A 21,674-nucleotide genomic window follows, 5' to 3' on the forward strand; every position below is an offset into this window, starting at 1 on the left:
TGTTTTATAGCAACAACTTAAAGCTGTGAAATCATTTACCGCAGAGTTGGTGTTAGCTTTGCACACTGCTTACTCAATACAAATTGTAAGGAGATAAATGATGACTAACACAGTAACTACGATTAATCCTGCTACTGAGCAAACTATTGCAGACTATACCTTGCTCGACCTAGCACAAGCAAAAAATGAGATAGATAAAAGTCACGAGGCATTTTTACAGTGGCGTATGACCTCGTTTACTGAGCGGGCTAAACATTTAAATCAGTTAGCCGTGATATTTGAGGAAAATAAACAGAGCATAGCTAAATTAATGACCGCAGAAATGGGCAAGGTTTACTCACAAGGCTTTCAGGAAGTTGAACTTTGCGCCGCTATCTGCCGTTATACTGCTGAAAATGGGCCTGCACAATTAGCGGATGAGCAACGCTCAATGGAAACGGGCCGCGCCATCATTTCTTACCAACCGATTGGGGTTTTACTCGGTATTCAGCCTTGGAATTTTCCGCTTTACCAAGTTGTACGTTATGCCGTGACTAACATTATGGCTGGTAATACCGCCGTACTTAAACACGCGGGTAATGTGTTTGGTATGGCTGAGAAAATAGAGCAGATGTTTGCTGATGCCGGTTTCCCAAGCCATGTATTTAAAAATTTACTCATTGATGGCAAAACAGCCAGTGAGCTGATCAGCCACCCAGCAATTCGTGGGATAACCTTTACTGGCAGTGACGGTACGGGTAAAAAAGTGGCCGAACAAGCAGGTAAACAGGTGAAAAAGACCGTTTTAGAGCTGGGTAGTAACGATGCTTACTTAGTGCTTGATGATGCCGATTTAGAATTGGCAATTAAAACTTGTGTGCAAGGTAGGATGATCAATAACGGTCAAACATGCGTTTCAGCAAAACGCTTCGTCGTCGTTGATTCTTTATATGATGAATTTAAAGCCGGTATTATTGAACAATTTAAGGGCCTAAAACTTGGTGATCCAATGGATGAAAATACCGACCTTGGGCCAATGGCACGTGAAGACTTAAGAGATAAGCTACACGATCAGGTACAAAAATCTATTAAAGCTGGTGCTAAAGTTGTTCTCGGTGGCGAAATCCCCACGCAAACAGGTTTTTACTATCCCGCTACCTTAATTGAAAATTTATCACCAGGCATGCCTGCTTATGATGATGAGCTATTTGGTCCTGTTGCTTCACTGATCAAAGCAAAAGATAACGAGGATGCGATGCGCATTGCCAACGACTCCCGCTATGGTTTAGGTGGCGGTATTTTCTCTAAAGATGAAAAACAAGCTGTTGAGCTGGCGAAAAAATACTTTGATACCGGGATGGTCAATATCAATGGTTACGGTCTTGCTCAGCCCAACTTACCTTTTGGTGGCGTTAAAGACAGCGGTTATGGCCGCGAGCATGGCGGTTTTGGTATCCGTGAATTCGTGAATATCAAAACCATAATGATCGCTGATAATAGCTAAGCAGTGGCTTTGTAAAAAGGGCCTTTATTGGCCCTTTTTAAAGGTTGGTACTTGACGCTTATCAACCCGGTTCATTTTTAACTGCTCTGCTATTTCAGCCGTATCCTCATCTTTTTTTAACAATGATTGCTGCTCAGCATCTTCATATACTAACTCAGTTAACAAAGCAAAATGATCAGAACCATATTTAGCTAGGCGCTTGATGCGTTTAACCGTAAACCCGGGACTGTGGAATAAGTGATCCAATGGCCAACGCATAAAAAAGTAATCTGCATGAAAAGTATTGAAAAATCCCCTCCCCTTACGAGGGTCTAAAAAACCACTCAGTTTCATAAATAATTGTGTGGTACGTGACCATGCAACATCATTGAGATCCCCCGCAACGATAACTGGCCGAATAGGATCTTTAACGGCTTTGGCAACCATAATAAGCTCGCTATCTCGCGTTCGCGAAGTGTCTTTTTCTGTCGGACTTGGCGGCTCAGGATGAATAAAATGTCCTTGCATTTGCAAGCCATCAGCATTTTCAAACAATATATGAATAGACGGAATATCGTCTGAAACAAGTTCACATATCTGTGATTGGATTATTTTATACTTACTAAACACATGCATGCCATAGCGATTATCTTTTGGGCACGCTATACGATACGGGTAATCATTATGCAGCGCTGCGAGCTGATTTTGCCACCAAGTATCAGTTTCGAGTGTGACCAATAAATCCGGCTGATGCTGTTTTACTAAGCTGATCAATGCCTCACTGTTATGATTAGACATCAACACATTCGCACTCATAATACGAATACTATGGGGAGCATGAGAGTGACTATTTTTTACTTCATGACGAGCAAACCTGCAATAAGGATAAATCCAATAACCTTGCAGTATTAGTACCAGCACGTTTGCAATTACCAGAACAATAAGTAGTGGTGAACTCATCACTAAAACAGCATAACTGGCGATTAGCAATAAATTAATAAGCGCACCATAACATACTTGCAAACGAATAAAGTCGCCGCCTCGAACCATATAATGCTGGCTATAAGAAAGTGGCAACACGCTGGCGATAAGTAAGATGGTCGAAATAATGGCAAGTAAAATAAGCACTCTTCATTCCTTTTATTTTTTATACAGCTAGCATAACAGTTACGTATGAATCAGTAATGAAAAACAGAAAAAATACATATGTAATCATTAAATTACAAACTCATCGTACCTGATTGCATATTGAGCGTTCTAAAAATGTGCAAAGCAGTGTAAAATTTGCGCATCTAAAAAGGATTTATAAACTCGCTACGGAACCGCTTTGTTCCGTACTTTTTAGGTGCCTTCCACAATGCGCAATCATCGCTACTTTCTACAACATGGCTTTACTTTAGTCGAACTGATGATAGTTATCGCTATTTTAGGCATTTTATATCGCATCGCGATGCCAAACTACACTGAGCATATGCTTAAAAGTCGCCGTGCTAATATCCAACAAATCATGCTCCAAGGCAGTGCCAGCCTAGAACGTCACTATAGTAGAAACGGTCGTTACCCTAACGAATTTGCCACACAAGATACTGAATACTATGAATTTAATTACAAATCAGATAATATAACTTTTGTACTAGAAGCTGTACCTAAAGGGGCACAAACGGCTGATAGTTGCGGTACTTTAATGACTAATCACAGTGGCCAGCAAACAGCTCAAACTGATAACTGTTGGAATGGCTAATGCGTGGTTTTACTTTACTGGAATTAATGATAGTGGTGGCTATTGTCAGTATTATGGCTGTACTTGCAGCGCCCAATTATATGGCGTTTATCAAACATGACCGTCTTGTCACCCATGCGAATCAATTACAGAGTGTCTATAAATACTCACGCAGTGAAGCTATTAAGCGTAACCAAACGGTGATATTACAAGCAAAACCCGAACACTGGCAGGCAAAGACTGATGTCGATGGCGTAACTACCATCTTGCAAGAATTTACGATTCAGCATGCGAGCATTACTATCGATTTGCCGACTTTAAGTGTCTCTGCAACAGGAGAGCTCAACCAAGCTTATCAAATCACAGTAACGGATCAGGATAGCAGTACCATTGATATGCAATTGTGTATTTTACCAAGTGGACAAAGCTGGCTTAGCGAACAACCGCAAGGTTGTGCTTAATGAGAAACTCAAAAGGCTTTACCCTAATAACAGTATTAATACTCACCTCAATGGCAACTTTAGTAGTGTTAAGCTCACTACGTGACACTATTATTCAAGAGCGCCTCAGCGGGAATTATCAAAAGCAGCTTAATGCCCGTTTAATGGCTGAAAAAGGTGTATACGCCAGTATGCAGCAACTCAACCAACAACTACTCAATGATCCAACACAAAACTTAGCTGATTTAGTCAATCAAAATGCGTCTATCAATGGTAGTGGTACACTGGATGCAACCGCTTTTAATGCCAATTTAACCGTGAATAACGATGGCGAATTAGTGATTTCTAGCACGGGTAATCGCTTTGAAGGCGAAGCTAATTTAGAAGCAATTTTTGAATTTGTACAAACACCCGGCAGTACTGGCAGTTCACCATTCTCACCGGGGATCACCGGGTGTTCAGGTATAAGTTTGAGTGGTAGCGGGAAAATTGACAGTTATGATTCTTCGCTCGGCGATTACAACGCCACTCTAAGTGACGGTAGCCAAAATTACAGCGAACAAGCTTTTGTACAAACTTTAGATGGCGATAGCACCATTGTTTTATCAGGTAATGGGAAAAATTTTTGGAGATGTGATTGCATCCAACAGCATCAAACTTACTGGCTCTGCAGATATCAGTGGTAACGTGCATTCAAATGGCTATTTAAGCTTACCAAGCAATAGCAAAATTGGTGGCAATGTAACCGCGTATCTTTATTACAGCCAACAAAGTGGCAGCGTCGGTGGCAACATTCAAGCAAATGGTGATATTTCCCTAAAACAAACCTATGTCGCAGGTAATATTACTTCGGGCGCTAACATTGCAATTACAGGTAACACAATTGATGGAAAAGTTCTTAGCCAAGGCGATACCACGCTTAACCAACCGACTATTTTAGGAGGAGTGCAAAGTCACGGTAATTACAGCCAAAAAGGGGGGACAGTCAGTGGTGGAGTAAAAGTCTTAGGCAATGTCGCACTTACCCAATGGGGCAGTACTATCAGCAGTGATGATTTACGTTATCTTGGTAATGGTAGTTTTACAGGCGATACACCAGAGTATTACCTCGCCCCATATAAAGCTTCACCACCACTGGTAATTGATACTATTTCACCAGTGAAGAAAATAGACTTTACTGAAAATGGAGCTGCTAGCGGCACTACAAGTTGCGACCCTCTGGGTATCAACAACGCGATTAATGACTTAGATGATCCATTAAATAATTACCAAGATTTGTTCATTAGTGGCTCTGGCAAAGGTGATCACCTGCAACTTTTCACCAGTAAAGCAGAGTTTCTAGTTGATAATGCAAGTACACCTGATAGTGATATAACAGCAAAATCAACGCGTTTTTTAGATAAGCCAACGGATATTATGTATTTTGATAATATCAGTATCAAAGGTCATTTATCTGTAAAAGAAAACCACCACGCCACCTTATTTGTACAAGGTGACTTTACCATGAGTGGTGCCAGCTCACTGACAATCCCTGAGCAAAGTAGTTTAACGATTATAGTTCTAGGCAAGTTTAATATTGGTGCTGGTACCCAAGTCTATACTCCGACAAATGGCATTACGGCACTAGGGAAACCGGTATTTAGCATATACAGTAACTATTCGGGCAATGACACTGGTGTTAGCTTTTCAGGCGGCACTGAGCAAGCTTACGCAGTTATATACGCACCATTAAGCCATGTTGAAATAACTTCTTCGGTTGGCTTTAAGGGCTCTGTGCTAGGTAATACGGTTAATGTATCTGGTGCTGGCGGCATCCACTACGATACCGCACTTGCTGATGTAAGCGCAGGTGGTGGCAGTACTTCAAGCTCAAGCAGCCACTTGGTATTTAAAGGCTGGCGCTATGCGGTAGAGGAAAATAAAGAATAGCAAATAGTTAACTCTAAATCCCCTCTTCCAACATGGCACTTAATACCGGCTCAAAATTGATAAAATCTCCCGTGTATCATGCACCAAATGAATGATGGTATCGTCGATTTCAATGGTAATACGACCATCACGGTCTATCGGTTTGATAACTCGACCATGACGATAAATGTCATCATCTAATCTATCGCCTTTATGGTATTTTTTTTGCCAACCCGGTGGTAATTGCCCGCCATTATCCACTTTCTTTTGCAGCCCAGGCGGTAAGCTCACTTTGCCTTTATTTTTATCTTTGTCATGGTTATCATTTTTTGCAAATACTACACTGCTGCAAAGTACTAACCCTAGCAAAGCAATTGATGTTAGTGTTTTCATCATTTACTCCTTATCTAATTGCTTAAAGAGTAGCAATAGTTCATAAATTCACCATGAAGTTAACTACCCTATCAATGTTTAATGATGACGAGTCACAATCGAAAGGATCTCTCGGGTATCGTGAACTAAATGGATAAGTTGATCATCAACTTCCAATAAAACTAAACCTTTGCGCTCATGACGCTCTATAACTCGCCCATGGCGGTAAATATCTCGTTCAAGGCGATCACCACGGCGGTACTTTTTGTACCACCCCGGCGGCAAACCATGTCCGTAGCCTACTTTTTTATATAAACCCGGCGGCAGCTTTTTATAATATGCTGATTTATGGTGCGTTTTATAATATTTTTTATGATGTTTCTTACTGTGTTTTTTATGCTCATGACGATGTTCATAACGGTCATGTTCACGCTCGTGCTTAGCACTTGCAGCAAAGGGTAATAAACTCAAGCCTAGTAAAGCCAAAGACAATGGCGTTAAGTTGTTCATAGTTACGTCCAAAATAATCTGTGTGAATAACTAAAGCCTAACAAATCAGCCTTAATCGTAAGTTAACCATAATGTAAATATTGTAAAGACAGTAAGCACTCACATAATCATTCCATTTAGACTGCAACAATAAAACCATCGGCTAAATATAAAGAAATAAAAGCGTGACAGTCCCCTTTGAACTGCTTAAAATATCATCTCTTATCTTATTGGAGTTTGCGCATTAATGAATAACTAACACCTGTTGAAATTCGTTTTATTTTTTGAATTTACAGGGTTAGTGGGCGCAAAATTCGTCATATTTCGACCTATCACAATATAATATTATTCTTTGCGCGCCATGCCCTGCACACTCCAGAGGCATTATGCAGTTATTACACATTCATAATTTAAGCTATCAACACGCTGATGGCCATGTACAATTTAAACAACTTAATTTTGCTGTCAGTGAAAAACTCACTGCAATTATCGGTGCCAACGGCACAGGTAAATCGTTGCTGGCACAAATACTCGCAAAACAACTTGCAGCCACCACTGGCAATGTTGAATTTAACGGCTCTGTTTTACTCGTTTCGCAGCAACAACTAACTGCACAACACCTTGAAGAAACGTCAGGTTCTATAGCCCACCAGCTCGGAATTGCACAAAAACTCGCGGCACTTGCGCGCATAGAGCAAGGTAGTTGTCTTGAGACTGATTTTAATCTTGTAAACGATGATTGGCTTTGCGCGCAATACTATCAACAACAACTATTAACCTTGGCTATTGATGCACCATTGACTCAACGCGTGGGAAGTTTAAGTGGCGGTCAGCAACGGCGCTTAACACTTTATTGCGCTTTGCAAGCAGCGCCTGATTTGCTGATTCTAGATGAGCCCACAAATCATTTAGATCATGCAGCAAAGCAGTGGTTAATAGCACAGCTACACGCATTTCAAGGGCATATTATTGTTGTTAGCCACGACCGCGAACTACTCAACCAATGCAATGCAATCATTGAGCTAAACAACCAAGGTGCGACTTACGAAACCGGTAATTACCAGCATTACAGTGAGCAAAAAGCGTTGCAACAAAATGCCCTAGCCAAAAGAATTAATCACCTAGAAAAGGAGCAAAAAAAGCAGCAACTCCAGATGCAACAAAACCGCGAAAAAGCTCAGCAACGGGCGGCACAAGGTAATAAAAATCGCAGCACAGCAAGTCAACCTAAAGTCATGCTAGATTTTAAGAAAAACAGCGCCCAAGCTAGCAAAGGCGCTAGCGAACGTTTAGCCTCAGCTAAGTTAGATTCTTTAGCCAAAAAGCAACAAACCCTGAAACAGCACCTGCCAGATAATATTGAACGAAAGTTAAAATTCAGCCAACCCTCCAGCAATAAACGCTTACTGTTTATTGATAAGCTTTGCTTACCCTATGGTTGCAGTAAAAATCCCGTAACCTTACAAATTAACAGTGGCGATAAATTACGTATTGCAGGGCCAAATGGCTCAGGTAAATCAACGCTTCTAAGGATGATTAGTGAATCCACAAAGTCATGCCTATCAGCGGCAATTCAATTAAACAGTAAGGTGCTTTATATTGACCAACATTGCTCTTTTTTAACCGCTACTGACAACTTAGAAAAGGCGCTAGAGCTACACTGCGAGCTTAAGCCGCAAACAATTCGACATTTACTGGCGAATATTGGCTTTAAGGGCGATGATATATATCGGCAAATACACCAGCTCAGCGGCGGAGAGAAAATGCAATTAGCCATGCTTATTGCTGCGCAAAATGCCGCGAACTATTTACTATTACTCGATGAGCCCGATAATCATTTGGACTTAGCGAACAAGCAACATCTTGCGCAAAACCTCGCTAATTTTACTGGCAGTTTTATATTAGTAAGCCACGATGAAGCATTTGTTCAACAATCTAGTTTAACAGCCCAAATTACCTTAAAGTAACGGCGAGAGAACTTTTTCCTTGATTAAGGTTCAAACTCATCGGATCACTTAATTATAAAAAGGAATAATATGAAAACTCTGCAATTAGTTTTGGTGATAATAATTACTGCATTAGCTGGCTGTAGCACTATGCTCAGCCAAAATGCCAATCAAAAAACGCGCTCAAGTAGTCTTGTGGATTTTTTATACCCAGATGAGCAAAGCCGTCAAGCCCATCAACCAAGCGTACCTACGCTCAATTTACCAGCCACTGTCGGTATTGCATTTATTCCGAATCAATATGACTCAGGCATTCGCAGTAACGACGAAATAGCCTTGCTTGAGAAAGTAAAAAAACAGTTTATGCAATACGACTATATTGACCGTATCGAGGTTATCCCAAGCAGTTATTTAAAAGGAGGCCAAGGATTTACTACCCTTGAGCAAGTATCTAGATTGTATGATGTTGATATTATGGCACTGGTATCTTATGACCAAGTTGCACAAACACTCGAAAATAATGCCGCATTCTTATACTTAACAATAGTTGGTTTATACGTTATTCCTGGCAACGAAAATACCGTACAGACTTTTGTTGATACTGCTGTTTTTGATGTGCGAAGTAAAAAAATGCTGTTTCGAGCGCCAGGAATTAACAAAGTAGAGCAACGTAGTACAGCCATCGGTATTGACGACACCTTAAACGAAAAGTCACAAAACAGCTTTAGCTTAGCTGTTGATGACATGATCACAAACTTAGATGCAGAGCTTGGCTCATTTAAAACCCGGGTTAAAGAAGACAAAATAGCCAATGTAAATCATAAAGACGGTAGCAGTGGTGGTGGCTTATTTGGCTTGCTGATGCTTTTAGCGGTCGTGTTAATCTTAAAACAAAACCAGAAAAAAGCGAAACTACGCTCTGCTTAATTTTAAGCTAACGCTTTAGAATTCCTAAAAAAGGTTATATCCTGCCCTTTTGAAATAGCTTAGATAAAGGGCTTTCATGCTTTCACGAATATTATGCCTGGCGCTGCTCACACCTACTGCATTTAACGCTTTCGCCGCGCAAAACGATATAGAACGTATTACGACTACTGCATCTCGTTCAGAAGTAAACGCTGACCCTCTACCATTGGTAATTAGCAGTATCACTAATGCACAATTGGAGCTAATTGCCCCAACCCATATTGAACAAGTCTTAAAACAAGTTGCCGGTGCAAACATCCAACACGGCAATGGCCAAGAATATTTACCGGCACTGCGATCGCCGGTGCTTTCAGGCGCTGGGGCTTGCGGTGGTATTTTAACAGCAGAAGACGGTATTCCGCTGCGTGCGGCTGGTTTTTGTAATATCAATGAGTTATTTGAAGCGCATACAGAAATGGCCCAGCGTGTTGAGGTGTTAAAAGGCCCAGGCTCTGCCCTATACGGCTCCAATGCCGTGCACGGGGTTATTAATGTGATCACCCCTGATACCACTTATGATGAAAGTTTGCTTGGTGTTGATTTAGGCTCATACGGTTACAGCCGATTTAAATTACGCAGTGGTAAAGACTTGGGCAATCAAGGGATTGGTATTAACGCCAGTGTTACTCGCGATACTGGCTACCGTGATGATGAAAGCGTTGACCAAGAAAAACTCAATTTACGCCATCGCTATACACATGCTGATCTCGCTATTACTACAGGGCTAACTTACACCCATTTAGATCAGCAAACAGCAGGATTTATCGAAGGCTTTGAAAGCTATAAAGATGATGAAATAGCCCAGCAGAATTTTGATCCTGATGCATTTAGAAAAGCCCGTTCTTTTCGGCTTTGGTCAAAAGTGCAGTGGCAAACCGCAAAAGATACGTTCACCATCACACCGTATCTACGCAGCCAGAGTATGACTTTTTTTAAACACTTTTTACCAGGCACTCCCCTTGAAGAAAACAGCCAAAATGGCGTTGGTGTACAATCACTTTGGCAGCATGCTTATACAAATACACTCACTATTAACCTAGGGCTTGATAGCGAATACACCCGTGCAGAATTTTTGCAATATCAAGATCAGCCAACTCAAGGTTCAGCATTTTTAGTCGCTACAGTGCCACAAGGTAAGCATTACGATTACGATGTAACTAGCACGCTACTGGCGCCTTTTATCAGCCTTGATTGGCAATGGCAACAACTTGCTATCAGCTTAGGTGCACGCTTTGAGCAACTTAATTACGACTACACTAATAATATGCTCGCAGGGCGTACAGACGAAAATGGTAACGAATGCGGTTTTGGTGGTTGCCGTTACTCGCGCCCGCCAAGTAGCGAGAACACCTTTACTAATACATCCCCTAAATTAGGCCTTAGTTACCAATTAAGTGCAGATCATTATCTATACGCAAACTTATCGCGTGGTTACCGTGCCCCACAAGCCGCTGAGCTTTATCAATTAGAGCGCGCACAACAAGTTGCTGACCTTGAATCTGAAACCGCAGACAATCTAGAGTTCGGTTTTAAAGGGCAATACCAACAATTACATTATGTTTTCTCAGCGTACGCAATGAATAAAGAGAATGTCATTTTTCGTGACAGTGACTTTTTTACCATTAATGACGGGCAAACTCAGCACCGCGGTATTGAACTGGAGCTGGATTATCAGCTTACTGAATCACTCCAGCTCGCTTTTGCTGCAAGCCATGCCGAGCACACCTACGACTATGACCAAGTTTTATCTGGTATAAACATTAACGGCAACGATATAGACACTGCACCGCGTAATATCGCCAACTTCCAAGCTAACTGGCAAGTTACTAATAACACCTTAATTGCCATTGAGTGGCATCATGTCAGTGATTATTTTACCGACCCTGAAAACCTGCACAGCTACAACGGTCATGATCTAATTAATTTACGTGGGGCTTGGCAGCTAACTGAGCAGCTAAAGCTAACCGCGCGAATTAACAACCTAACCGATGCCGCTTATGCCGAGCGCGCCGACTACACTAGCTTTACCGGCGACCGTTATTTTCCAGGGCGACCACGTAATATAATGTTCTCAGCGAGTTACGCTTGGTAGCAACCACGCTTAAGTAGGTTCGCCAAATAGCGAACATAATTGTACAAAACCAAAAAGATAGCCATATAGCGAACATAAGTCGATTACATTTTACTGAAATAGCTGTTTATATTGCTCAGTTAAGTGCACCTTAAGTTCGGGGTGCGCTGCTAACAATTCAACCAACTGTGTTTTAGCGGCTACTGTATTTCCCTCTGCAATGAGTGTATCTATGCGCTTAAATTTATTTGCTACCTCTGCGGTGACGATTTCAAGCTCTAGTAACAACGTACTTTTCGCTGCCATGCTTGGTACTGCAAATTGCCTTCCAGCCATTTCTTCACTGCGTTGGCGCTGTTGGCTTTGTTTTAATTGCATCATTTTAGCTTGCGCTTCGCTTTGCATCATCTGCAATTGGGCGAGGCATTGGCGGCATTAAGCTAATGCTGGCGTTTGCGTGCATCATTCCCTGTGGCATTGCTTCGTAACTTACAGCATGTAGCCGCTGTGTTTCTTGCACCTGCTCTTGTGCAACTAACATCTGTTCACTGCGGGCTTTACTTTGCGCTATTTCAACTTCATCTGCTTACTCTTTTACTGAGCTTTGTGATGCTTGTTTGCAGCCAGTTAAACCACTAAAACGGCAATACTTAACACCGTAAGACTCTTTTGTTATTGCCATAATCGTGTAAAACGTTATTCATAAGTCACCTTTTAAAGTCAAATTTGGATTACTACAGCTATAAACGGATGACTTTAAAAAGTGGGGTTAATTATTTTTTAATGAGCTATAGATACCACCAATTGTTAAGAATAAGTTATTCAAAAATAAAGACTAAGGAGTAGTCAATTTAATACCAACGCCATTCCCCTTCGGGTATAATTACGCCACCTGCCATCGACTTGGTGACTTTAGTTTTGTATTCAGCGCCTACTAAGCGGACTGTGTTTTCTTCTGCTATTTTAATTCTTGGTATTTTCTTTATTGCCACAAACTTACGTGCTCCAGTAACAGGCATTGCGCCTGTACTTGAGGATATAATTGCGTCTTTTAGCCTTTCACCATCACAAGCGGGTATGTTAACAACACTACCGCTTCTGGCCTTTGCATTAGCGTCACCACTGGCTAATTGGCTTGCTAAAAAACTCGGGCTAGAAATCTCATTATTTATAGCTTTGCTGCTAATTGGTGCAGGTTTAGCGTCACGCTTAATAACAAACCTACCTTTGTTGTATCTAGGCACAGCTATTATCGGAGTGGGTATTGCGATTGGTAACGTCCTATTGCCAAGCTTAATTAAACGCGATTTCCCACATAAAGTCGCGGTAATGACCTCGGCTTATGTACTCGCAATGGCCATTTTTGGCGGTAGCTATGCGGCGATTGTATTCCCGCTGAGTCAGTATCAGGATATCGGCTGGCAACTTGCACTGGCAAGTTATGGCTTGCTGACTTTACTGGGTATTATTCTTTGGTTCCCGCAGCTTAAATACCACACAAAGCCTGTAAAGGAACTGGTTAATACGCAGGCGAACAGTAATGTTTGGCGACAATCACTAGCATGGCAAATCACGCTTTTACTTGGGCTTAACTCATTTTTTACTTACATTATGGTCGCTTGGTTACCAAGTATTTTAATTGAAAACGGTATATCACCACTACAAGCCGGTGCCATGCAAGGTGCATTTCAAGCAGCATCGGCAGTGCCTGGGATTATTTTAATTCCTTTATTAGCGAGGCTCAAAGATCAACGTATTTTAACCAGTACGTTAGCACTGCTTGGCGCACTTTGCTCTTTTGGCTTATTGTTTATGCCTGAGTTAGCACTATTTTGGTCAATAACGTTGGGGTTTTGCTCTGGGGCATGCTTTATATTAGGTTTGTCATTTGTCAGTTTGCGAACACATAATAGCCGCCAAGCCGCGTCATTATCTGCCATGGCACAATGTATTGGTTACCTAATAGCGGCAACAGGTCCAATGCTGGCGGGTGCTTTACATGACCACTTTAATAGCTGGGCACCGACATTATGGTTATGTGCTATCGCCAGTTTTGGCTGCGCCGTATTTGGCTACCTTGGCGGGCGCAATATCACTTTGAAAAAAGATCTATAAGCCAACTTAGTAAAGTCTGCTTTTGAGGTTGTTGAGAGCGGTGCTTAGCAACCCATTTTTTGTTAAGTGCCTCACGCTCTTCACGTCGCGCTTGCGCTAAATTAGCACGGGCAGCAAACTGTTGGCGTTGCTCTGCACTTAACTCATTATCGAATGTAAATTGTGACTCCTTAACAGTCCGGTTTGACTTTACTGAGCTACACATTTTGCCGTCTCCTAAACAATCATCTCATTTAAGTAGACAGCATAATGTCTGTTTCTATTTCACACCTATAAATTAACTACTTGGTGGAACGGTCTCAAAACCCTTTATGTTATTAATTTCTTTTAACCAAGATGGGCTCGAACGACACCAAATTTGTGCTTTAGGAATAAGTTGTTCACGCTGCTCAACCGCACCTAAACGTAGGCCATAAACTTTATCGCCCTCGCCAACTGAAGTGGCATACAAAGAAGTACCGCAATTACCACAAAAACCTTGTGCACGCTTATTACCACTTTCGGCAATCTTTATATATTCTTTTGGTGCAGCAGCAGTGAAGGTAACCGCGTTAGGATGCGATATTACTACAGTGCGAAATGGCGCACTTGCGATGATTTGGCAATCAGTACAGTGACAGTTAATTACCTTGTTTTCGTCTACCTCTGCCGTGTAAGTTACTTCCCCGCAATGACAACGCCCAGTGATCTGCATAATAATCCTTAAAATAATTTATTTAATTAATGTCTAAAACTCTACGTTAAAAATTGCCAAAAACACAGTAATACTGAGCTTTTGCAACAAATAAATTAGACCGGATCAACGATTTTTATATTGCGTCTTACAGTGACTCCGCTCAACTGCGGGATCACGTAATTTAAGATGCTTTGTTACTCGCCCTGCATGGCGTTTTCGCCAAGCTTTAAATGAGCCAGCCGATATATTAGCACGCATAAAATTAACTAACTGAGAGTAATTTAACCCATAAAGATTTTCAATGGCTTCAAATGGTGTGCGATCTTCCCACGCCATCTCGATAATTCTAGACACTTGACTACAATCAAACATAACAGACTCTTTTGCAAAGTACCTTTATACCCAACCTAGCAAAAATTCGATCAAGCTATAATTTCAACTCGCCAAGGTGGATTCAAGCGATTAGACCCCGCCCAATAAAGCTTAATTTTATTGCCTGATGGATCTTTTAACACCGCTTCTTGCCATAAATAACGCTGCTCGGTGATCGTGGATTCAAACTCAAAGCCTTTATCTTTTAAGGAGGCGACCCACTCTTCAAGTTCTTCGCTTTCAAAGTAGATAACCGCACCATTAGTAAACGTATCATCGGTTAATAACAAAGAAAATGTGGCTTTATTAGGGCACTCAAAACGTGAGTAATGAGGCGTTTTCACAATTTGTGTAAAACCCATAGCCAAATAAAACTGGTTTGCTTTTTCGATGTCACAGACAGGTAAAGTGATTTGATTAAGGTTCATGGTCGCTATCTAAATATTGAGTTAGATAACGACTTTAAAACCTTAACTTAACTTGAGGTCAATGAATAATTTGTATCTTGATATTAAGAAGCTTGGTAGCGATTTGCTTGTTTGATACTAGCAAAGTCGTTAAAGCGAACACCGTGTTTTTTCATTACCGCTAACACTTTCTTGCTGATCATCTGACGCAAATAAAACGGCTGATTCGGCACAAAGTGATGAATTGTATGGGTATGGCCAAAGTTAAAACAAAACAAATGAAATGGTGCAAACAAACGACTCGTTAATACATGAGTTTGCTCCAGCATATTGTTTACACCGCCATAGTAATGCATTGAAGATGTTACAAAATTAAGTGAGCTTGAACGTACAATATTAGGCACGATCAGTACCACCATTAAGAACTCAAACACCGCCATCACATCTAACAGTAAAACCGGTGAATTAGTTTCAAGTGGCATAAATAAGTTCACCGAATGAAATACAATCACGCTATATAAAATTGCAAAATACGCGGTAGTTACCGGAAAACCGGCATTAAACACTTTCAAAAAGCTAAAGCCTTTAATTTCTTTACTAAAGCGTTTAGTGTTAATTAGTAAACCAAGCAAGCCGTCAACAATCACTAATGCGCGTAAAAATGGGTTTTTAATGCCGTTACCAACTAAGCGCTCTTCAAGATCTTGATCAGTGCCCGAAGTTTTATGATGATGTAAATGCATTTTGCGGCGATACCATGGGCTAATGGTGTTTGGTCGCATTAGCCAAACGGTTAGCATCATAAAGTTATGTAAAAAAGGTTGGTTACTAAAATACTGTTTATGGATCAGATCGTGTTCGAGTTCGTGTGAAATTGAAGTCGCAATGGCCGCTAATACAATACATAACCAAGCTGGAATAATAGCAAAATAATAAAGCGCACCAACCCCAATTAAGGCACCGAGTGATAATAATAAAATAGCCATCCCGATAGTATTCTGATGGGCTAATAACGGATGCTTTTGACGAAGCTTGGCTTCTTCAGCTTTAATCGCCTTAACAATAGCTTGAATATTTTCTTTAGCACTTAACGTGTTCATAAATAGCAACTGATAATCAAAGTTGCGCAGATGATACCCGAATAAATAAAAAGCTGCCATAGCGGGCAACGGGCAACGGGCAACGGGCAACGGGCAACGGGCAACGGGCAACGGGCAACGGGCAACGGGCAACGGGCAACGAAAAAATAAAAGTGTGGTTAGTTTAAGTCAAGGTGTTCCTTATGGATATTAGCCTTCAAGTTCGTCCTCATTTACTTCTCATTCCCTTCTCTTTGTGCAAAAGATCTTTAATTGAATTATTCACAAAGAGGTTGATAGACGCTGCGCTTAAGAGTAAGGGTCTAAAGGCTGAGGTTGGCGTAGGTCGTGCTTTAGCGCGTCAATTCCAATAGTTAATTGGTTCTCGCCATAAATGACGTATCTACATTGCTAGGTGTATACCCGCAACTCGTTGCTCGAATCCAGTGGCTTGTCATTCCCGTTTCTTTGGGAAAAAGATCTTTAATTGAATTATTCACAAATAGGTTGGTAGACGCTGCGCTTTAGAGGAATATATTTACTTATTAAATTATAATTGACCGTCAATCTTTAAAGGCGGTCAAAAAGCATACTAACACCTATTGACAGAGTTAAGGCTTATATGTGTTATAAGCCAAATGCTCGATGTTTAAATAATGCACTAAAATAACCCAACTATTTTGAATAGTGCTACAAATACCAACAATACAACAATTACATTTGGAAAATACGGATGTTTTGTCTTCATCCACGTTAGAGCCGGTGATTTTTTAGAAGTAACAAGTACACCGCCAAAGTGCAACGCACCGACTATGCAAATAAAAATTACTACAATGCTGCTTACTGGTTCAGAGATCAACGTAGCTCCTTGGGCTTATAATTTTATAGTGCGCTAAGGGCGAATATTTCTGTTCCGACCACACTCACATTTATACTTTAAACAGTTTCAACAAATTATCTATGGCATTGCTATTATTAAGTTTTCTACTATTTTCAAGCAAAGCTAAATGGAACAATATACACGCGTCGCTCATTTCTTGATTGTATGAGCAAAAAACAAGTCGACTACAATACCCTCATGTTAAACATCACAACTTTTAACCATTGCCAGCTTTTCAATACCGTGTTCTGGCGTCCATCTTTTGAACTCAACAAAACCATGTTTTTTATATAGCTTAATAGCGGGTTCGTTTACCACGGCGGTCTCGACGATCGCAGTTGTTATAGCTGCGCAAATAACGCATTCACTTAGCGCATAGCGAATTAACTTATCGACAATGCCTTTTCTAAAATGATCAGGGTAAACCACTAAGCTATTAATTTCTAATCCCTCATTACCGATTGCCAGCTCAATAACCCCCGCGAGCTGCGTATCGTCATAAAATCCATAAAAAAGCGTTGGCGAATTTTGGATGTCAGTAACAGTGCGCGATAAAGGCGGAAAATTAAGTGCACCTATTAACTCAGCTTCTATTTTATAGGAACGCTGTAAAGTGATGTAAATTTGCTTTGCGACAAAATCATTTGCATTGTCTAATTTTGTGATCATTAACTTCACTCCCTGTTATAAGCATTATGTTTGTACCAAGTGCCAATAGATTAAGTTTGTTTGCTCTTCCAATAACATTATAAGTGCTTTTAATCTATCGAAAAAACGACTAACTCAATACATTAACTGCAGACATTTGCACCGCAATGATAAAGTAACTGCGTCGAAAGCTGATATACATTACCTAGCTGTAATACCCTGTAATATGTATTTCTTGGCAATCACCCTACACTTTCCATCGATTAATGAATGCCCGCACAATTGTGTGCAGCACTTAATAAAAGGAAGAATAAAATGTCTGGTGAAAGCTTATATCTCGTAAAATTACAGTTTCAATCTGGTGTTGTTGGTGGTGGCTCAATGGAGATTCAGTTTGCTGTTGATCCAAAAACAGATGCACTAAATGGTCGCGCTAATGGTCATATTCAAGAAGGCACACAACATTCACCACAGTTTACATCTAGCGCTTCAGGGCATATGCATGCAACTGGCTATAATGATATAACTAAAGTTGGCGCGCTAACAGGTCAAGCCGTGGTGTCTTTTCCGCCTCCTGCGATTGGTAGCTATCTGTCACCATTTACAGCAAGCTTTGCTGTAGATAACCAGTGGAATGGCAAAGGTAGCTTTTCAGTAGGTGACAACACCTACCAATGTAAAGTGAGCTTAATTGACTAAACTGACTGAAGTTAGTTTTTATATTAAATGGCGTTCAATCCCCCCTGAATGCCATTTAATGGTTACCAAGCAACAACACTGCGCAGTATACGAGTATCGTAGCCGGCGACGGAGCCATACTTGAAAGCTCTGTATTGTCTGATCCATGAGAGTTTCCATCGCCAGAGATTTCAATATCTTGCCATCTTTCACACTCTGAGGATATGGCTGTAATTATCAAAAGCATCACATAAATTAAAATTAGCCCTGCCGAATACGATTACCCCCATCCCTTTTACGTCCTAACCTCTTTGATTTATTAATATTTTTATTCAATTAACGTCATTAAGCTTTAATAATTAAGGTCTAATGTGGCGGCTACTTTATAACACACGGAACAATCATGAAAACCATGGATCTAACAAGCACTTTTTTTAAAACAACGCTTGCATTAAGCGTAGCACTTTCATTGACAGGATGTATCAGTGATAAAAATGATGATGAGCCATCGCCAACAACGGTAAACTTGCGTGTAATGGAAACTACCGACATTCACATGTACCTATCTAATTATGATTATTTTGCGCAAGCGCCATCAGAAACGCTTGGCTTTGTTAATACAGCAACGTTAATAAAAGAAGCACGCAATGAAGTACAAAATAGCGTACTGGTTGATAATGGTGATCTTATTCAAAATAGCCCACTAGGCGACTATGAAGCAATCATTCGTAAAGATGACATCTTAAATGGCGCTACCCATGTAGTTTATAAAGCAATGAACTTGCTTGATTACGACGTCGCAAATCTAGGTAACCACGAATTTAACTTTGGTTTAGAGTTTTTAGATGCAACTTTGCAAGGCGCAGACTTCCCATATATAAACGCTAACGTCTATATAGATGATGGCGATAACAGTGACGAAAATGACAAAAATCGTTACACCCCTTATTACATCCAAGAAAAAATCGTTTTCGATGAAAACAATAACGAACAAACAATCAAAATCGGTTATTTGGGGTTAACGCCACCACAAATTATGCAATGGGATAATGCACATTTACAGGGTAAAGTAATAGCTAAAGACATTATTAAAACAGCTGAAAAATTCATTCCACAAATGAAAGCTGAAGGCGCTGATATCATCATCGCTATTCCACATTCAGGGTTAACAGCCAGCGCAAAAGAAGACTTAGCAGAAAACACAGCGCTTTATTTATCACTAGTGCCAGGTATTGATGCAATTCTATTTGGTCATAACCACCGCATATTCCCTGGTGATGCTGCTTACGACGGGTTTGAATTTGCTGGTATCGACAACGTAAATGGTAAGCTCAATGGTGTGCCTGCGGTTATGCCTGGTTTTTTTGGTAATCATTTAGGTGTTATTGATTTAGTGATCGACCCAACTAAAGATGGCGGCTGGCAAGTCGTTAGCTCTCGTGTTGAAAATCGTGCAATTAGTGGCACTGATGAAAATGGTGATTTTGTTGACTTAGCCGTAGCTGATACTGATGTTGCAGCCGCAATTGAACTTGAGCATAAAGCAACGATTGAATGGGTTAGCGAACCATTTGCAAAAATCTCTGCGCCTATTTATAGCTTTTTTGCACTTGTTCAAGATGATCCATCAATTCAAATTGTTTCAGACGCACAAATTGCCTGGGGGGAAGCATTTATTCAGGGTACTGAGCTTGATGGCCTCCCCGTTCTATCTGCTGCTGCGCCATTTAGAGCAGGCCGTAATGGTATTGAAGATTACACTAACGTTAAGGCTGGCGATATCGCCTTATTAGACACTGTAAGCTTATACGTTTACCCGAACACTATTCGCATGGTACGCGTAACAGGAAAAGATGTTAAAGAATGGCTTGAGCGCTCAGCAGGTCAATTTAATCAAATAGATGTAAACAGTAGCGCGCAACAAAACCTACTCGATACCACTTTCCCGTCATTTAATTTTGATATAATTGATGGCGTAACGTTCGAGATAGATGTAACTCAGGCTAAACGATACAACAACGATGGTAATTTAGTTAACGCCGAAAGCTCGCGCATTACCAACTTGCAATACCAAGGTGAAGCGATTGATTTAACCGCTGAGTTTTTAGTGGTAACTAACAACTATCGAGCATCTGGTGGTGGTAACTTCCCAGCAATAGATGGCACCAGCCGTGAAACGTTTGAAGGCCCGGATGAAAACCGTGGTGTACTCAGAAACTATATTATTAGTGAAGCAGCTAAAAGTGCAGAAGGCAGCATAGATCCTTCAGCTGATAACAACTGGCGCTTTGCGACAGTGGTCACTGACACTGATTTAAATGTGGTCTTTAGAACATCCCCACTGGATGCAGTAGCAAGTATTGCGCAAACGCTACCAGCTGTAAGCCCTACATCACCTATCGAGTTAGATGAAAACGGCTTTGCTCTTTATAGCATTGACTTAAAGCAATAAAATCTAGCTAAAATACTAAGTCAGTTGTTGGTTTAACAACTGACTTTTTTGTTCTTAAATTTGTATAGCTTCCGCCCGAGTTCACTTTGCTACAGGCATAAAAAAACCCCGACCAATTTGGTCAGGGTTATCAAAAGTGGTACCAGCGGCCGGACTTGAACCGGCACGCCTTGCGGCAGGGGATTTTGAATCCCCCATGTATACCAATTTCATCACGCTGGCATCATTTTTCTTTAACCTTCTAACATGAGAAGATAAAGAAAAACCACTTTAGAGCTAAGACTTATCAAGCTATCTTCGTCTCTATGGCAAGCATTATACAAACAATCACAGACGCAGCAAGCGTTTTTTACAAAACCCCGATCAACCGCTTAACAATTAAGCAACCATTAACATTCCCCTATTTAAACCAATTACGCAGTGGCTAGTATTTGTCTCGCTATTTGCTAAACTAGCGCGCATATTAACTTTATGAGTGTGTTTATGTCTGGTGAGTTTCCACGTGCGGGCTTCTGGCGTCGCTTTGCTTCATTGATTTACGATTCTTTAGTCGTTATTTCATTATCTATGTTGACTGCTATTTTGTATTTTGCTGCGATTCAGAGCTTAGTTGCACTCGGGTTTATTCCACAAACAGAAGATCCTGCCGCGCTAATACAAGATTCACCACTGCTTTATGGTATTCGTAGCGCACTATTTATAGGCGTTAACATTGCGTTTTTTGCTTATTTTTGGACTAAAAGCGGGCAAACTATTGGTATGCGGGCATGGCGTTTAAAAGTACAAACCCTTAATAACGAACTCATCAGTTGGCCACAAGCGGTTATTCGCAGCATAACGGCATTACTCGGGTTAGGTAATTTAGTGGTGTTAGTTGATTTTAAAAATAAACGCGCTTTACAAGATTACCTATCTAAAACCGAGGTTGTTACGCTAACTAAAGAAGAAAACAAACGTATTTACCGTTCGTTAGATTAGCAGACTTTCTAGGAG

General features: G+C 40.8%; 23 protein-coding genes and 1 tRNA gene. 12 read left to right on the plus strand and 12 right to left on the minus strand.

Annotated features, from left to right (window positions below):
* Positions 1-100 precede the first annotated feature (100 nt).
* On the plus strand, positions 101-1,483 hold the full coding sequence (locus KAN5_RS10890; RefSeq protein WP_016708133.1) for an NAD-dependent succinate-semialdehyde dehydrogenase: 1,383 nt from the start codon (positions 101-103) through the stop codon (positions 1,481-1,483).
* Between the two features lie 24 nt (positions 1,484-1,507).
* On the opposite strand, the gene KAN5_RS10895 is transcribed toward KAN5_RS10890, so the two are convergent.
* Positions 1,508-2,590, minus strand: coding sequence for an endonuclease/exonuclease/phosphatase family protein (locus KAN5_RS10895; protein ID WP_244389693.1), 1,083 nt, complete (start codon positions 2,588-2,590; stop codon positions 1,508-1,510).
* 229 nt (positions 2,591-2,819) lie between these two features.
* On the opposite strand from KAN5_RS10895, the gene KAN5_RS10900 reads away from it, so the two are divergent.
* Genes KAN5_RS10900 through KAN5_RS10915 form a run of 4 tightly spaced genes read left to right on the plus strand, consistent with a single transcriptional unit; the run spans position 2,820 to position 5,551 of the window.
* Positions 2,820-3,203 carry a type IV pilin protein gene (locus tag KAN5_RS10900; RefSeq protein ID WP_244389694.1) on the plus strand — a complete coding sequence of 128 codons (384 nt, stop codon included), beginning with the start codon at positions 2,820-2,822 and terminating at the stop codon, positions 3,201-3,203.
* On the plus strand, positions 3,203-3,643 hold the full coding sequence (locus KAN5_RS10905) for a GspH/FimT family pseudopilin (protein WP_138554020.1): 441 nt from the start codon (positions 3,203-3,205) through the stop codon (positions 3,641-3,643). The genes KAN5_RS10900 and KAN5_RS10905 overlap by 1 nt, the downstream gene beginning before the upstream one ends.
* Entirely contained in the window at positions 3,643-4,308 is a 666-nt protein-coding gene (locus KAN5_RS10910) for a PilX N-terminal domain-containing pilus assembly protein (RefSeq protein ID WP_244389696.1), read from the plus strand. Before KAN5_RS10905 ends, KAN5_RS10910 begins: the two co-directional genes overlap by 1 nt.
* Positions 4,256-5,551: a hypothetical protein gene (locus KAN5_RS10915; protein WP_244389697.1), complete on the plus strand. Its 1,296-nt coding sequence runs from the start codon at positions 4,256-4,258 to the stop codon at positions 5,549-5,551. Before KAN5_RS10910 ends, KAN5_RS10915 begins: the two co-directional genes overlap by 53 nt.
* A gap of 39 nt (positions 5,552-5,590) precedes the next feature.
* Here KAN5_RS10915 and KAN5_RS10920 read toward each other — a convergent pair whose 3' ends face one another.
* Both KAN5_RS10920 and KAN5_RS10925 read right to left on the minus strand, forming a co-directional pair.
* Entirely contained in the window at positions 5,591-5,926 is a 336-nt protein-coding gene (locus KAN5_RS10920) for a hypothetical protein (protein WP_308700767.1), read from the minus strand.
* A gap of 75 nt (positions 5,927-6,001) precedes the next feature.
* A complete protein-coding gene (locus tag KAN5_RS10925; RefSeq protein ID WP_016708139.1) occupies positions 6,002-6,412 on the minus strand; it encodes a hypothetical protein in 411 nt (136 codons plus the stop codon).
* A gap of 365 nt (positions 6,413-6,777) precedes the next feature.
* Here KAN5_RS10925 and KAN5_RS10930 point away from each other — a divergent pair, with 365 nt between their 5' ends.
* From KAN5_RS10930 to KAN5_RS10940, 3 genes are all read left to right on the plus strand, one after another.
* Positions 6,778-8,358, plus strand: a complete 1,581-nt coding sequence (locus tag KAN5_RS10930; protein WP_244389698.1) for an ATP-binding cassette domain-containing protein — start codon at positions 6,778-6,780, stop codon at positions 8,356-8,358.
* Positions 8,359-8,427: 69 nt separating this feature from the next.
* Positions 8,428-9,264 carry a rhombotarget lipoprotein gene (rhlP, locus tag KAN5_RS10935; protein ID WP_244389699.1) on the plus strand — a complete coding sequence of 279 codons (837 nt, stop codon included), beginning with the start codon at positions 8,428-8,430 and terminating at the stop codon, positions 9,262-9,264.
* 76 nt (positions 9,265-9,340) lie between these two features.
* Positions 9,341-11,395, plus strand: a complete 2,055-nt coding sequence (locus tag KAN5_RS10940; RefSeq protein WP_244389700.1) for a TonB-dependent receptor — start codon at positions 9,341-9,343, stop codon at positions 11,393-11,395.
* 90 nt (positions 11,396-11,485) lie between these two features.
* Here KAN5_RS10940 and KAN5_RS10945 read toward each other — a convergent pair whose 3' ends face one another.
* Positions 11,486-11,755 (minus strand): hypothetical protein, encoded by a 270-nt coding sequence (locus KAN5_RS10945; RefSeq protein WP_244389701.1) that lies wholly within the window; start codon positions 11,753-11,755, stop codon positions 11,486-11,488.
* A gap of 1 nt (position 11,756) precedes the next feature.
* Positions 11,757-11,915 carry a hypothetical protein gene (locus KAN5_RS10950; protein WP_244389702.1) on the minus strand — a complete coding sequence of 53 codons (159 nt, stop codon included), beginning with the start codon at positions 11,913-11,915 and terminating at the stop codon, positions 11,757-11,759.
* 404 nt (positions 11,916-12,319) lie between these two features.
* Between KAN5_RS10950 and KAN5_RS10955 the strand changes: the two genes are divergently transcribed.
* On the plus strand, positions 12,320-13,489 hold the full coding sequence (locus KAN5_RS10955; RefSeq protein WP_016708145.1) for an MFS transporter: 1,170 nt from the start codon (positions 12,320-12,322) through the stop codon (positions 13,487-13,489).
* Here KAN5_RS10955 and KAN5_RS10960 read toward each other — a convergent pair.
* The 6 genes from KAN5_RS10960 to KAN5_RS10985 all read right to left on the minus strand — a co-directional run bounded on the left by KAN5_RS10960 (position 13,467) and on the right by KAN5_RS10985 (position 17,572).
* A complete protein-coding gene (locus KAN5_RS10960; RefSeq protein ID WP_244389703.1) occupies positions 13,467-13,694 on the minus strand; it encodes a hypothetical protein in 228 nt (75 codons plus the stop codon). The genes KAN5_RS10955 and KAN5_RS10960 overlap by 23 nt on opposite strands.
* Before the next feature lie 72 nt (positions 13,695-13,766).
* A complete protein-coding gene (locus tag KAN5_RS10965) occupies positions 13,767-14,183 on the minus strand; it encodes a GFA family protein (RefSeq protein ID WP_016708147.1) in 417 nt (138 codons plus the stop codon).
* Positions 14,184-14,288: 105 nt separating this feature from the next.
* Positions 14,289-14,537, minus strand: coding sequence for a TIGR03643 family protein (locus KAN5_RS10970; protein ID WP_244389704.1), 249 nt, complete (start codon positions 14,535-14,537; stop codon positions 14,289-14,291).
* Positions 14,538-14,587: 50 nt separating this feature from the next.
* Positions 14,588-14,965, minus strand: coding sequence for a VOC family protein (locus tag KAN5_RS10975; protein ID WP_016708149.1), 378 nt, complete (start codon positions 14,963-14,965; stop codon positions 14,588-14,590).
* An 83-nt stretch (positions 14,966-15,048) separates the two neighbouring features.
* Positions 15,049-16,044, minus strand: a complete 996-nt coding sequence (locus KAN5_RS10980; RefSeq protein WP_244389705.1) for a fatty acid desaturase — start codon at positions 16,042-16,044, stop codon at positions 15,049-15,051.
* Positions 16,045-17,104: 1,060 nt separating this feature from the next.
* A complete protein-coding gene (locus tag KAN5_RS10985; RefSeq protein ID WP_244389706.1) occupies positions 17,105-17,572 on the minus strand; it encodes a GNAT family N-acetyltransferase in 468 nt (155 codons plus the stop codon).
* Between the two features lie 294 nt (positions 17,573-17,866).
* Between KAN5_RS10985 and KAN5_RS10990 the strand changes: the two genes are divergently transcribed.
* Both KAN5_RS10990 and KAN5_RS10995 read left to right on the plus strand, forming a co-directional pair.
* Positions 17,867-18,250: a DUF1842 domain-containing protein gene (locus KAN5_RS10990; protein WP_016708154.1), complete on the plus strand. Its 384-nt coding sequence runs from the start codon at positions 17,867-17,869 to the stop codon at positions 18,248-18,250.
* Positions 18,251-18,632: 382 nt separating this feature from the next.
* A complete protein-coding gene (locus tag KAN5_RS10995; RefSeq protein WP_244389707.1) occupies positions 18,633-20,681 on the plus strand; it encodes a bifunctional 2',3'-cyclic-nucleotide 2'-phosphodiesterase/3'-nucleotidase in 2,049 nt (682 codons plus the stop codon).
* Between the two features lie 137 nt (positions 20,682-20,818).
* Here the strand turns inward: KAN5_RS10995 and KAN5_RS11000 are convergent.
* Positions 20,819-20,903 (minus strand) — tRNA-Leu (locus tag KAN5_RS11000).
* 261 nt (positions 20,904-21,164) lie between these two features.
* On the opposite strand from KAN5_RS11000, the gene KAN5_RS11005 reads away from it, so the two are divergent.
* The gene (locus KAN5_RS11005) at positions 21,165-21,659 is read left to right on the plus strand and encodes an RDD family protein (protein ID WP_029216101.1); all 495 of its coding nucleotides are present in this window, start codon (positions 21,165-21,167) and stop codon (positions 21,657-21,659) included.
* Positions 21,660-21,674: the final 15 nt, after the last annotated feature.

It is taken from the genome of Pseudoalteromonas sp. KAN5, assembly GCF_022846535.1.
In the GTDB taxonomy this organism is placed as follows: domain Bacteria; phylum Pseudomonadota; class Gammaproteobacteria; order Enterobacterales; family Alteromonadaceae; genus Pseudoalteromonas; species Pseudoalteromonas haloplanktis.